The 14,116-nt window shown below is 43.4% G+C and carries 9 protein-coding genes and 1 pseudogene; all 10 read left to right on the forward strand.

Translation table 11 applies throughout. The features are described 5' to 3' along the window. Positions 1–87: 87 nt before the first annotated feature. The 10 genes and pseudogenes from AC3LHT_RS03770 to AC3LHT_RS03815 all read left to right on the forward strand — a co-directional run bounded on the left by AC3LHT_RS03770 (position 88) and on the right by AC3LHT_RS03815 (position 13,641). Positions 88–243 (forward strand): hypothetical protein, encoded by a 156-nt coding sequence (locus AC3LHT_RS03770; protein WP_488662029.1) that lies wholly within the window; start codon positions 88–90, stop codon positions 241–243. An 18-nt stretch (positions 244–261) separates the two neighbouring features. Beyond that, entirely contained in the window at positions 262–1,107 is an 846-nt protein-coding gene (locus AC3LHT_RS03775; protein WP_488662030.1) for a class I SAM-dependent methyltransferase, read from the forward strand. 306 nt (positions 1,108–1,413) lie between these two features. After that, the gene (locus AC3LHT_RS03780) at positions 1,414–2,958 is read left to right on the forward strand and encodes a type I restriction-modification system subunit M (RefSeq protein ID WP_488662031.1); all 1,545 of its coding nucleotides are present in this window, start codon (positions 1,414–1,416) and stop codon (positions 2,956–2,958) included. Then, positions 2,955–3,740 (forward strand): ORF6N domain-containing protein, encoded by a 786-nt coding sequence (locus tag AC3LHT_RS03785; protein WP_488662032.1) that lies wholly within the window; start codon positions 2,955–2,957, stop codon positions 3,738–3,740. The genes AC3LHT_RS03780 and AC3LHT_RS03785 overlap by 4 nt, the downstream gene beginning before the upstream one ends. After that, positions 3,737–5,554 (forward strand): restriction endonuclease subunit S, encoded by a 1,818-nt coding sequence (locus tag AC3LHT_RS03790; RefSeq protein WP_488662033.1) that lies wholly within the window; start codon positions 3,737–3,739, stop codon positions 5,552–5,554. Before AC3LHT_RS03785 ends, AC3LHT_RS03790 begins: the two co-directional genes overlap by 4 nt. Positions 5,555–5,644: 90 nt before the next feature. Continuing rightward, positions 5,645–5,878 carry a hypothetical protein gene (locus AC3LHT_RS03795; protein WP_488662034.1) on the forward strand — a complete coding sequence of 78 codons (234 nt, stop codon included), beginning with the start codon at positions 5,645–5,647 and terminating at the stop codon, positions 5,876–5,878. A gap of 369 nt (positions 5,879–6,247) precedes the next feature. Next, positions 6,248–8,884, forward strand: coding sequence for a hypothetical protein (locus tag AC3LHT_RS03800; RefSeq protein ID WP_488662035.1), 2,637 nt, complete (start codon positions 6,248–6,250; stop codon positions 8,882–8,884). Beyond that, a pseudogene (locus AC3LHT_RS03805) lies at positions 8,877–9,453 on the forward strand (type I restriction endonuclease); the annotation flags it as partial. The gene AC3LHT_RS03800 and the pseudogene AC3LHT_RS03805, both read left to right, overlap by 8 nt. Before the next feature lie 100 nt (positions 9,454–9,553). After that, positions 9,554–12,097 carry a type I restriction endonuclease subunit R gene (locus AC3LHT_RS03810; protein WP_488662037.1) on the forward strand — a complete coding sequence of 848 codons (2,544 nt, stop codon included), beginning with the start codon at positions 9,554–9,556 and terminating at the stop codon, positions 12,095–12,097. Between the two features lie 359 nt (positions 12,098–12,456). Further along, positions 12,457–13,641: a hypothetical protein gene (locus AC3LHT_RS03815; RefSeq protein WP_488662036.1), complete on the forward strand. Its 1,185-nt coding sequence runs from the start codon at positions 12,457–12,459 to the stop codon at positions 13,639–13,641. Positions 13,642–14,116 lie beyond the last annotated feature (475 nt).

A 14,116-nucleotide genomic window follows, 5' to 3' on the forward strand; every position in this document is an offset into this window, starting at 1 on the left:
TCTATAAGCGAAAAACGCTAACAAGTCTTATATCTATTAAGTACGGGGTATAGTGACTTAATACAGGAGACGAATGAGAGGGGATATGTGATGATTGAAGCTCGTCCAGATGGATTTATAGATGGAGTAGGTTCGGATATAACACTAAATATGCAGGATATGCGAAGTAAGTTCGGATATACAACGTTAGGCGAAATTTTAGGGCAAAAGGAAAAAGAAAAGATATTTAGCGCGCACAAATAAAGAAAAAGGAGATTAGAGATGAAACTAACCGATGTCTCAAAAACTGCATTAGTTACCCTTCGAAGCCATGTTTTGGAATCACAAAGAAACAACCCAATTATTAATGATCCTATGGCAGCTTATTGTTTAGAAAAATTGATTTCATTAGCATCAGAAGAGGAAAAGACTCTCTTATTCAATAGGAAACTACCATCAACACTTACAAGCCATATCGCCCTTAGAGCAAGAAAATACGACTCAATAATAAATGATTTTATTTCAAAGAATTCATCGTGCACCGTGATAAACCTTGGATGTGGTTTTGATACAAGATACTGGCGAATTGATAATAAAAAATGTGAATATATTGAGCTTGATTTACCGGAATTGGTCGAAATGAAGAAAGAGATACTAAAAGAGCATCTTAGTTATGAATTGATTGGTTGTTCAGTATTAGATTCTTCATGGATTGGCAAGGTAACTTTAAAAGGAAATAGAAATTTTCTTCTAATTGCCGAGGGTTTATTTATGTATCTGCCTAAAGATGATGTCATTAATCTTTTTAATACTTTTTCAAATAGATTTTATCATTCGCAAATTGTTCTTGAGGTTGTGACCGAAAAATATACAAGTGGTCTATGGAAAAAGATTGTTGAAATGAAAATGAAACGGGCTTTAGGATTTGATGCAGGCTCTTCATATAATTTCGGTGTTCGACAAGCCCAAGACATAGAATCTTATGGAATTGGCTTTAAAATCATTGGCGAATGGTCGTATTTAGAGGATGATGACATTCGTCCAAAAATATTAAAATATTTAAGTCATTTCAAATCGTTTACAAGAACACAATGGACAATAACAGCATCTATAAATGAAAATGCATGATGATTTTTACAGACATTGAAAATGCGCACGCCGAGAGAATTGCCCTAAAACAGCGCCTAACAGCGTGTTTGCGGTTCGCTTCGCTCACCCAAATGCCTTCGGCACTTCGTAAACACGCGAAACGTTATCCAAAACTTATCGTCTCCCCCCATAGATTGGAGGGCAAGCGAAAATCATATCATCCTGCCGCCGTAGTTTTTTCTTCCGTTTCGTGGGGGGTTCACGGAAAACGTGTAAAAGAAACAAATAAAAGTGCCTGTCTGTTTACGATACGTTATAAAGACAATATAATATGGAGATGCAACAATGGTCAAGAACAGTAATAATACTCAAGAAGAACCTCTTGAGAAACAGCTGTGGAAATCGGCGGACAAGCTAAGAAAGAACATCGATGCCGCAGAATACAAACACATAGTTATGGGTCTCATCTTTCTGAAATACATCTCTGACGCTTTTGAAGATCTCCATTCCAGATTGGAGAAGGGAGAAGTAGAATACGCCGGAGCGGATCCTGAAGACCGGGACGAATACAAAGCCGAAAATGTATTCTTTGTTCCCCCATCTGCCAGATGGTCTTATCTGCAATCAAGGGCGAAACTCCCGGAGATCGGAAAAGATGTAGATTCTGCAATGGATGCAATAGAAAGGGATAATCCATCCCTTAAGGGCGTTCTCCCCAAAGTTTATGCCAGAGGCAATCTTGACCCAACCAGCCTTGGGGGTCTTATCGACCTTGTGGGAAACATTGCTCTGGGCGATGCGAAATCCAGAAGTGCCGATATATTGGGCCATGTTTTCGAGTATTTTTTAGGGGAGTTTGCCCTTGCCGAGGGAAAGAAGGGAGGGCAGTTCTACACACCCCGAAGTGTAGTTGAGCTTTTGGTGGAAATGCTTGAACCATATAACGGAAGGGTCTTTGATCCGTGCTGCGGTTCTGGCGGAATGTTCGTTCACTCCGAGAAGTTCGTTGCCAACCATCGAGGAAAAGTAAACGACATTTCAATTTACGGCCAGGAAAGTAATCTTACAACCTGGCGGCTCTGCAAGATGAACCTTGCCATCAGGGGCATAGACAGTTCCCAGGTCAAATGGAACAACGAGGGCTCGTTCCTGAACGACCTGCACAAGGACCTGAAGGCGGATTATGTCATCGCCAATCCGCCTTTCAACGACAACGACTGGAGCGGCGATCTATTACGCAAGGACGGGAGATGGAAGTACGGCGTGCCACCGCCGGGAAACGCCAACTATGCCTGGATACAGCATTTCGTTTATCATCTGAGCCCGAGCGGTATTGCAGGTTTTGTCCTGGCAAAAGGTTCGCTGACAACAAAAACCTCTGGCGAGGGAGACATCAGAAAGGAACTCGTGGAAGCGAGATTGGTTGACTGCATCGTGAACCTGCCTCCGAAATTATTCCTGAACACGCAAATACCGGCCAGTCTCTGGTTCCTCAGCAGGAACAAGGCCAACGGTAAATACAGGAACAGAACCGATGAGATATTATTCATCGACGCCCGGAACATGGGACACCTTATTAACCGGAGAACTCGTGAGTTCTCCAAAGAAGACACAGAAAAGATCGCCCAGACCTACCACAATTGGCGTAATCCAGAAGGAGATTACGAGGACGTCAAGGGATTCTGCAACTCCGCCAGCATCGAGCGGGTTCGGGAGCTGGATTATGTCCTGACACCTGGCCGTTACGTAGGCCTGCCGGATGAAGATGATGATTTCGACTTCAAGGAACGCTTCACTGCGCTGAAAGCTGAGTTCGAGGAACAGTTGAAAGAGGAAGCCAGATTGAACGCGCTCATCGCCGAGAACCTGGAGAAGGTGAAGCTGGAATGAGCACTAACGGACTGATAATCATCGATAACATTCAAAGCCGGATATTTACGGTCCGGGGCGTTCAGGTCATGCTCGACGCTGATCTGGCTGCCCTCTACAATGTTGAAACCAGGGTGTTGAACCAGGCGGTCAAAAGGAACAAAGCTAGATTCCCAGAGCAGTTCTGTTTTCAACTGACTGGCGAGGAGTATGAACGTTTAAGATCACAAACTGTGACCTTAGAAAAGGATGGCTCTTTAACATCACAGGATGTGACCTTAGAAAAGGATGGCTCTTTAACATCACAGGATGTGACCTTAGAAAGCCAGCGTGGGAAACATCGAAAGTACCTGCCTTACGCCTTCACCGAACAGGGCGTAGCCATGCTTTCGGCCGTCCTGAGAAGCGATGTTGCCGTGGAGATCAGCGTTAAGATAATGGACGCCTTCGTCGCCATGCGTCATTTCATACTTACCAACGCCCAGGTGCTCCAGAGGCTTGACGGCCTGGAAGTATGGAAGCTAGAGACAGACAAGAAGATGGAAAGGGTCCTGACCGCCCTGGAATCCGGGGAAATCCAGCCAAAGCAGGGTATATTCTACAACGGCCAGATATTCGACGCCTACATCTTCGTCTCCGACCTCTTCAAGAGCGCTCACGACAGGTTCATCATAATTGATGATAACGACCTGTACCACTTCGGCGCGTCCCTCAAGGACCTGGGCAAGAAGTGGTTCGCATTCTCCAAAATGGATATCGAGGCCGTGGAGATGCTGGCGAGGCTGGAGGGGGCGGGGGAATGAGCGAGTGGCGGGAATACATTTTAAGTGATTTAATTCATTTAATAGGAGGTGGCACACCAAAAACTTCTGTTCCAGAATACTGGAATGGGGATATCCCTTGGCTTTCTGTCACTGATTTTAACAATGGCCGTAAATATGTAAATAATGCTGAGAAAAGTATTACTCAACTCGGATTAGAAAAAAGTAGTACAACGATTCTCAATAAAGGAGACATTATAATTTCTGCAAGAGGAACCGTTGGAGTTGTCTCAGTGTTAGGCAAAAAAATGGCTTTTAATCAATCTTGTTATGGTGTAAGAGCGAAGGATATTTCTTTCAATGATTACATTTACTATTTACTCAAGTATGCTATTAGAAATCTAAAACAGATATCACATGGTGGCGTATTTGACACAATAACACGCGATACCTTCAAAGAAATTGAGATATCACTCCCCCCTCTCCCCGAGCAGCGCGCCATCGCGGGCGTGCTCTCCAGCCTGGACGACAAGATCGACCTGCTGCACCGCCAGAACAAAACGCTCGAGGGCATGGCGGAGGCGCTGTTCAGGCAGTGGTTCGTGGAGGAGAAGGAGGAGGGGTGGGAGGAGAAGCCTCTGGATCAAATAGCAGATTATTTGAATGGACTAGCTTGCCAGAAGTATCCTCCGAAAAAGGAGGTTGAGAAACTCCCAGTATTAAAGATTAAAGAACTCAGAAATGGATTCACGGAGAATTCAGATTGGGCAACAACAGAGGTTCCAAAGGAATACATTGTTAAAAATGGGGATGTGGTATTCTCATGGTCCGGTAGCCTTTTGGTAAAAATCTGGGATGGGAAGAATTGCATTCTAAACCAGCACCTATTCAAAGTAACATCTGACAAATATCCAAAGTGGTTTTACTATCTCTGGACGAAACATCATATGGACAAATTTGTTTCAATCGCTGAGGGGAAAGCAACAACAATGGGGCACATTAAAAGAGGGGATTTGTCCAGTTCCATTGTTAGCGTACCCGATGCGACAACATTAGATGAAATGAATGATGTAATGTCGCCAATTATTGATAAAATGATAATCAACAATCAGCAATTGAGTAAACTTGAAATGCTGAGAGATACACTTCTACCGAGGCTAATGAGCGGTGAAGTGAGGGTTGAATACGTAGAGAAAGAACCTGAACCAGCGGAGACCTTCGTAAGCCGCCATATCGAGGAGAGCATAAGTCCGTGGCCTATCACAAAGCCATTCATGGAAGCCGTTCTTTTCTCCGGTATAGTGAGCGCAATGTCCGATGACGATTTCAGCCCGGACCGTGTAAGAGTCACAAAAACAGAGTATCTGGCCAAGAGATTCATGGGAATGGATGTTCTAGGCGAATATTCAAAGATGACCGCAGGCCCATACGATCCAGCCATACGATACAAGGGACCGGAAAAAATCGCGAAGAAGAACGGATATGTCGAACCCGTTGGTAGTACTAAGTTCAAAAAGGGCGCGAAATATCAGGATGCAGAGAAATACATTGAAAAATATGGATACAAACAGACTCTCGAATGGGTGCGATCCAATTTTAGATATACGAAGAACAAGGAACTTGAACTTCTGGCCACCGTCGATTATGCGGCCATGGACCTTATACGGCAGGGAAAGGATGTCTGTGTGGAAAGCGTGGTCGCTTACATCAAAGCTGATGAAGAATGGAAAGAGAAGTTGAACTCAAAATCGGATATGTTCAATCTAAAAAAGGTCATCTGGGCATTGGGAAAATTGGCAGAGATGTTTCCGAGGACATACAGTAAAAACTTAAAAGGAGTTGAATTAAATGGATAAACAGAGGGTATCAATTCAGATCCATCTCCTTGAAAAACTGCGAGATATTGTGTTGCCCAAGCTCATGAGCGGGGAGGTGGAGGTTACCGTATGAGCAGTACACTGGCCCCTTGGGCAACTCGGCCTTTTGAGCTTATTGTTCATGCAGAAATACATTATCGTCGAGGTAGCGATTATGACCGACGATTAGCTCTTATAAGTTACGACAATTCGATTGAAGTTGCAATAACAACATATCTTTCACTTCATCCTACACAACGAGGAAATCGATCATATACTAAAAAAAAGTTGAAGAATGGAAACATGATTATCATTCTAAATTAGATTTTTTCGGTTTAGAAATAAATGAACGCGGACTTCCAGAATACAAAACCAAGGCTGAAATAGTTTGGTATCATGATCAACGCAATGAGCATTACCATGGCGGTGGTTCCGCTGTTCCAGAACAAAAAACGCTCGATGAAATACGAAAAGTTGCACTTTGGGTTTTTTCAATACTTTACGAATATTCAAATGTTGAAACTATACTAGATTCTGAAGTTTTAAAACGAGATCCAAATCTACGTTCCATTTCCGATGATTTTGTGGTTCCAAAAGAACCATTGGGAGCTATGGCATTAACAATCGCTTCACTTATCGGCAAATGGGATGAAAGTAACGAAAATGATCGAGAACTCATTAGGAGGTTAGCCGATGGATTTTGATTCATTAGTCCGTGACCTCCGAGAGGTATTACAACAACAAGAACCACCATTAAGATTAAATAACGGGCATTGGGAAGTAGTAGATCGAAAGACTTTATGGCAAACCTTAGGATCAAGAATATTTGATGCCCACTTGGATACACTGAGAGTGTGCGCTGTCGAAGTCCTAACTGAAATAGATCCGCAATTTGAACTGCCGGCGGAAGAGCGTTATGCCACTAGCATTCATGGAAAAGTGCTCAATTATTCGCCTGATCTGCGTCAAGGTATGGCCGAAACCCTGGCCTTGTTCGGAAATCTCGGAGATGCATTAACACATTGCTCTCGGGATAAAGCAGAGACTGTAGTGATTCTCTCCATCCGAGACATATTTGAAAACGCAGACTGGCGGTTATGGGGTAGTCTTAATAGTCTGTTGCCCACACTTGCGGAAGCTGCGCCAGGTGAGTTTTTGACTTCGGTTGAAAATGCACTGAAACAATCACCATGCCCCTTTGATGAACTTTTTGCACAAGAGGGAAGTGGCGTTTTTGGGAACAATTACATGACCGGGTTGCTGTGGGCACTGGAAAGTTTGTCATGGGATACTGATTATTTGGTGCGTGTTGCTGTGATCCTAGCGGAGTTGGCAGAGCGCGATCCCGGAGGGAACTGGGCGAACAGACCTGCGAACTCTCTGACAACAATTCTTCTGCCTTGGTTTCCTCAGACATTAGCTCCAATTGATAAACGCATTGCGTGTATTAGAGCAATTAAAGAAGATTTTCCTGATGTTGCCTGGAAATTACTTCTGAGTTTACTGCCCAATCAACATCAGTCATCATCTGGAGCGCATAAACCCCAATGGCATAATATTCTTCCTGAAGACTGGGAACCTAACGTCACAAAAAAAGAATATTGGGAACAGGTCACAAACTATGCAGAAATTGCCGTTGATATGGCCTGCAGTGATTTACATAAGCTCGAAGAGATAGTTAGCAATCTTGATAATTTACCCAAACCCTCATTTGACACCGTATTGGAACATTTATCGTTGGAATCGATAACAAGTCTTCCAGAAGAAGAACGGCTACCTCTTTGGACAAGCCTCACAGAATTCTCAAGGAAACATCGTCGATTTTCTGATGCAAAATGGGCGTTAGAACCTGAGATTGTAACAAGAATCGAGAAAGTAGCAGAGAGTTTGGCGCCGACGCATCCTGAAGGTCGCTATAAACACCTGTTCAGCAACAAAGATTTTTATCTCTACGAAGAAAGGGGCGATTGGGAGAAGCAACGAAAAAAACTGGATGAAAAACGCCGATGTGCTATCCAGCAAATTCTGGATACCAATGGGTCACAGGATCTTTTGGAATTTGTTGAAATTGTAGAATCACCAAAACAAGTTGGATTGGCTTTAGGGGCCATTGCCGATTCATCGATGGATTCTGTATTGCTACCAGAATATTTGGATACAGAAAACACCAACTATCGCGAATTTGCGGCGGGATTTGTTTGGTCTCGATACCAGAACCAAGGATGGCAATGGGTTGATGGCATGGATAGAAGTAATTGGTCAATGGTTCAAGTCCGCCAGCTTCTCATTTATTTGCCCTTTGAAGAAGAGACATGGCTTCGTGTTAACAAATGGCTTGGTGGTTCTGAGAATAGCTACTGGGAAATTGTTCCGATCAATCCTTATCAATCTAAAAGTAATCTCTTGAAAGCTATTGATAAGTTGCTTGAGGTTTCCCGTCCACAGGATGCAATTGGTTGTCTACATAGCCGACTACATAATAAGTTACCTTTGGATAGAGAACGCACTGTTAAGGCGTTATTGGATGCAGTTTCTACAAAAGAAATCGGTAGCACAATGGATATCTATCATATTACGGAACTCATCAAGGCTTTACAGGATGATTCTGAAACGAATCCAGATGATCTTTTCAAAATCGAATGGGCATATTTGCCACTACTAGATAGAAGCAATGAGGTAGAACCTAAAATTCTTGAATCTCGATTAGCCACTCGGCCCGAGTTCTTCTGCGATGTTATTCGTTTGATTTATCGGTCAAAGAATGAGGAGCCGGAAAAGGAGTTTGATGATGATAAAAAGGCCATTGCTTCCAATGCATGGCGCCTTTTACATGAATGGCGAAAACCCCCAGGTTTACAAGAGGATGGTAGTTTTTCTGTAAAAGAATTCGAAGCATGGCTTGAAAAGGTAAAGCAGAATTGTAGAAAAACAGGGCATTTTGAAATTGCTATGATTGCTGTGGGTGAGGTCTTGTTCTATTGTCCGGTTGATCCTCAAGGGCTATGGATTGTGCAAGCAGTGGCCAAAGCATTAAATGCCAGAGATGCCGACGAAATGAGAAACGGATTCCGTACTGAAGTATACAATTCCAGGGGAGTACACGGGATTGATCCAAACGGTAAGCCAGAATGTGAGTTGGCTGAACAATGGAGACAAAAGGCTGATGATTTGGAAAATGCTGGTTTTGCCAGATTCGCTACAACATTGCGAGAGCTAGCAGAATCTTACGATCGTGAAGCAGAACGGATAATTGCGGACTATAAGAATGAAACTAAATCAGAAGGTAGCAATAAATATACGAATAGAATTAATGAGGTGAAACATGACTAAGATCACAGAATCCGAGATAGAGACCTTCGCCCTCGAGCTCCTGGAGAAACAGGGCTACCAGTATCTCTACGGCCCCGACATCGCGCCCGACAGCGACAGAAATGAACGGGAGACTTTCGGTGATGTTGTCCTCATGGACCGATTGATTAATTCAGTCAAAAGAATAAATCCGCATCTGGAAATGGAGACAGTCGTAAGCGCCATACAGAAGTTGCAGCGCCTTAACTCACCCGAACTCATAGCAAACAACGAAGCCTTCCACCGCATGCTCACGGAAGGGATAAAGGTAAGCTATCAGAAGGACGGGAGCGAAAGGGGCGATCTTGTCTGGCTTATAGATTTCAAGAAACCTGAGAACAACGATTTCCTTGTGGTCAATCAATTCACTGTCATAGAAAACGATGTGAACAAGCGCCCGGATGTCATTCTGTTCGTGAACGGAATCCCCCTGGTGGTCATAGAACTCAAGAACCCAGCAGATGAGAACGCTACAGTAAAATCGGCATATAGACAGATACAGACCTACAAACAGACGATACCGACACTATTCACCTACAACGGTTTTATACTTATATCGGACGGTCTGGAGGCAAAGCACTAACGATATAAGCGGTTGGTTTATGATGCAAAGTACTTATATCGGACGGTCTGGAGGCAAAGGCAGGCTCCATCTCCTCTGACCTCAGCCATTTTATGTCCTGGAAGTCCGTTGACGGCAAGACCGAGGAATCTCACCTCATCAGTCAGCTGGAAACCCTTATCAAGGGGATGTTGAACAAGAAGACTTTGCTCGACATCATTCGCCATTTTATCGTGTTCGACAAATCGAAAAAAGAGGATAAAGAAACGGGAATAACATCCATTCAGACCGTCAAAAAACTGGCATATTATCATCAATACTATGCTGTAAATAAAGCCGTGAATAATGCCATCGCAGCGGCATCCGAAAACGGAGACCGGAAAGGCGGCGTTATCTGGCACACCCAGGGTAGCGGTAAATCCTTGTTGATGGTATTCTTTACAGGCAAAATCGTTCTCGCACTAGACAACCCCACCGTTCTGGTGATAACCGACAGGAACGACCTTGACGACCAGCTATTTGACACATTTGGATCTTCGAAACAGCTTCTCAGGCAGAGCCCAATACAGGCCAACAGTCGGGAGCATCTGAAAGAACTGCTGAACGTGGCATCCGGTGGAGTTGTATTCACTACCATACAGAAATTCCAGCCGGAAGAAGGAAACGTCTATCCTCAGTTATCGGATCGGAGAAACATCATTGTCATAGTCGATGAAGCACACCGAACACAATACGGGTTCAAGGCCAAAACCATAGACGAAAAGGATGAAAATGGCAATGTCATCGGCAAGAAGATCGTTTACGGCTTTGCCAAGTACACCCGTGATGCTCTGCCAAATGCAACCTATATCGGTTTTACTGGTACTCCTATCGAGAAAGAGGATAGGAACACTCCCGCGGTTTTCGGTGATTATATCGACATTTACGATATCTCGCAGGCGCAGGACGACGGCGCAACCGTGAAGATCTATTACGAAAGTAGGCTGGCAAAAATCGTTCTCAGCGATGAAGGAAAGAAGATGATCGCTGATCTGGACGAGGAACTGGAAAAGGAAGACCTTGCCGAAGCCCAGAAGGCCAAGGCTAAATGGACACAGCTTGAAGCACTAATAGGAAGCGAGGACCGCATACGGCAAATTGCAAACGACATAGTAACCCATTTCGAGCAGCGCCAGGAAGTGTTTGAAGGGAAGGGAATGATCGTTACCATGTCTCGGCGGATCGCTGCTGACCTGTACGAAGAAATCATCAAGATAAAGACCCAATGGCATAATGACAACCTTAAGAAAGGCGTTTTGAAGGTGGTAATGAACTCGGCATCATCGGGCGGACCGAAGATGGCAAAGCATCATACGACCAAGGAGCAAAGAAGAGCACTGGCAGAGCGGATGAAAGACCCGGAAGATGAACTTAAATTGGTCATTGTGTGTGATATGTGGCTTACTGGATTCGATGTTCCCTGTTTGCATACTATGTACCTTGACAAACCAATGAAAGGCCATACTCTCATGCAGGCGATTGCAAGGGTGAACCGTGTTTACAAAGACAAACCCGGAGGATTAATCGTTGATTACCTTGGAATTGCCTCGGACCTGAAAGAGGCATTATCCTTCTATTCGGACAGTGGTGGTAAAGGTGATCCTGCTGTTCTCCAAGAACAAGCCGTTCAGCTTATGCTTGAAAAACTGGAGACCGTATCCCAGATGTTTCATGAATTCTCTTATGAACACTATTTTACTGCGGATACTTCAACAAAATTATCGACCATACTTTCAGCAGAAGAACACATTTTGAGCCTTGAAAACGGCAAGAAACGATACATTGACGAAGTGACGGCCTTATCAAAAGCATTCTCGATAGCAATTCCTCACGAACAGGCAATGGCCGTTAAGGATGAGGTATCATTTTATCAGGCAGTCAAAGCAAGGCTTGTAAAGTTTGACAGCACCGGGACAGGTAAAACCGATGAGGAGATCGAAACAGCAATCAGACAGGTTATAGATCAGGCACTTGTTACTGAACAGGTTATAGACATCTTCGATGCTGCAGGAATTAAAAAGCCGGATATTTCCATTCTATCGGAAGAATTTCTATTAGAAGTCCAGAACATGGAACACAAAAACATTGCTCTAGAGGTATTGAAAAAGCTTCTAAATGATGAAATAAAGGCAAGGATGAAAAAGAATCTGGTTCAAAGTCGAACCCTTATGGAAATGCTCGAGGATTCGATTAAAAAATACCACAACAAAATTATTACCGCTGTTGAAGTTATAGAAGAACTGATCCAACTAGGAAAAGAAATAAAGCAGATGGATAAAGAACCCGAAGAAATGGGGTTATCCGAGTATGAGTATGCCTTCTATACCGCAATAGCTGACAACGAAAGCGCAAAAGAACTCATGCAAAAGGAGAAGTTGCGAGAATTGGCAGTTGTGCTATTTGAACGAGTGAAACAAAACGCATCTATAGACTGGACAATAAAAGAAAGCGTCAGAGCCAAGTTGAAAGTAATTGTCAAACGCACTCTGAGGCAGTATGGTTATCCTCCGGATATGCAAGCTATCGCCACTGAAACCGTGCTCAAGCAGGCAGAAATGATCGCAGATGAACTAACACGGAGGGATAAGTATTAACAGACAGGCACTTAGAACGGTGAACCCCCCACGAAACGGAAGAAAAAACTACGGCGGCAGGATGATTTTCGGAGACGAAAAACTCACTCCGCTTCGCTCCGTGCCACGTTGCGCTCTCGCCTTCGGCTCGGGTCGTTTAACAGGCGGATATGCGGTTCGGGGCTCGGCTCGCCCCTCACCCAAATTGCTCCCTACGGTCGCAACTTCGCATATCCGCCAGCCGTTATACGCAATCGTGAGCAAAAGGCTTAAAATGAGCGAGGGTATTATGAAAGAGAGGTATATGCACATCTAACAGAGTTGAAAAGCGGGAATTGAATATGAGGTAACATTCTTTACCAAATATGAGGAGAAATTTTATGGATTCAAATAAAAAAAAATATATAGATTTCTTTGATCAAACTGCTTACATCCCACCAAACGATATTCCAGATGGATATGCCCTAATTGGGCCCATGTTATATATTTTTCCAAGAATAGCCATTCATTCACCGGCAAGTAAACCTATTGAACTTTCAGATTCAAAGTTTCCCAATACTACTCTACTGTTGGAAGACTATGAATACCTACTTACCAACAAAGATAATAAATTGGGCAAACCTGTTTTGATACCAACAGCGTTTGAAACATTTACCCTCCCTGAGTATCGACAATCTCTACAATCTGACTTTCAAATAAGGACCGATTTCGATGAGCAGTTTGTGGACGAATCGTCATTAATATATGGTGAAATGAAAATCATTCCTGACAAAAGGTTAGAAGTTTCCCAAAATACCATTGATTTTGTTCAGTCAACAACAATTGTGGAGAATCAAATATTAGCTCATCTGAAGTATACTGGTGAATATTATAAACTTAATTCAAGACTCGAAAACTATCGTGAACAGAGGGCGGTTCTAGAACCTATTAAATTAATTATAGACGCCCCTAATCCCCAGCGCGTAGTTATATTCAGTGTCTATAACTTCTTCAATAATAATCTCGCAAGCGCGACCGCGGCGGGGAATGTTGATATAATATCCAAAGAACATAGAATAGTTGCAGAGTCAATTCATGGGATGAATCCCGTTTTTCTAGAATTCGAGCAGACAAATCAATATTTTGACGAAAAAGTAATTCATGCCATACTTGGAGAAGTCTGTTTATTAAGAAAGAAGCCGATCACAGTAGAACAGATTTTTGATTTTCGTGATAATTATCGAGATTTGTTCCTCTCAGACATCTATGACATACTGGAGGAAGTATACAAATATAAAAATGATTCAGATAAGATCATTCAAGCAAGAAGGATGGCACGTGAGAAATTGGACGAATACAAACTACCAAGCAAAATAGTAAAATTTATCGCTCGAACTTTGAGCGTCTGTTCATCAGGAGTAGTGAAAGAAGAAGAGATCGTCACTCAACTTAACAAAATTCTCGACCTCTATAAACCGACTCGAGATTGGAAATTTGGGTTGTTAAAAAATCCACCCTCATCAAGAGTAACAGGAAAAACAAAACGGGAAATTCTCGATGGATTAGATGCACTAAATCGGTTATAGTTATATGAAACATGTGTGGACGAAATTAATAATGATAGTTAGAATTTCATGAGTCAATCTCAAGGTTTTGGTGAACTCAAAGGGGGTGTGGTAGAAAATAAAGAAAAGAAGGGCATGCATATGCCAAAGAGAAAGGAACAGAAAGGAAGATAAGCTTTTTGCTCACGACACTTCGGCCGCTATCGCTATCTCATCTTCGCTACACTCGGAATGTATAACACGATGTATGCGTTCGCTATGCTCACCCAAATTGCCCTTCGGTTATAACTTCGCAAACATCGAAAACAACAATCAAATTCCGCACCGGCATCGACGAACACATACCAGCCCACCCCCCATACATTCCAGCGGCTCGTTCCCACACACGCGACCTCCATCCCACAGATGCCCCCGAACTTCATTCGGGGGTGGCGCGGCTGGGACTGTCTTACCACGGGCAGCAGAGACCTGGGTGCTCTCTTATTTTCATTTTGAG

The organism is Kosmotoga sp. (assembly GCF_982836095.1).

Bases quoted from the DNA above. Each gene is read 5' to 3' on its own strand.
- AC3LHT_RS03775 (WP_488662030.1), top strand. From the start codon at position 262: ATGAAACTAACCGATGTCTCAAAAACTGCATTAGTTACCCTTCGAAGC.
- AC3LHT_RS03780 (WP_488662031.1), top strand. From the start codon at position 1,414: ATGGTCAAGAACAGTAATAATACTCAAGAAGAACCTCTTGAGAAACAG.
- AC3LHT_RS03785 (WP_488662032.1), top strand. From the start codon at position 2,955: ATGAGCACTAACGGACTGATAATCATCGATAACATTCAAAGCCGGATA.
- AC3LHT_RS03790 (WP_488662033.1), top strand. From the start codon at position 3,737: ATGAGCGAGTGGCGGGAATACATTTTAAGTGATTTAATTCATTTAATA.
- AC3LHT_RS03795 (WP_488662034.1), top strand. From the start codon at position 5,645: ATGAGCAGTACACTGGCCCCTTGGGCAACTCGGCCTTTTGAGCTTATT.
- AC3LHT_RS03800 (WP_488662035.1), top strand. From the start codon at position 6,248: ATGGATTTTGATTCATTAGTCCGTGACCTCCGAGAGGTATTACAACAA.
- AC3LHT_RS03815 (WP_488662036.1), top strand. From the start codon at position 12,457: ATGGATTCAAATAAAAAAAAATATATAGATTTCTTTGATCAAACTGCT.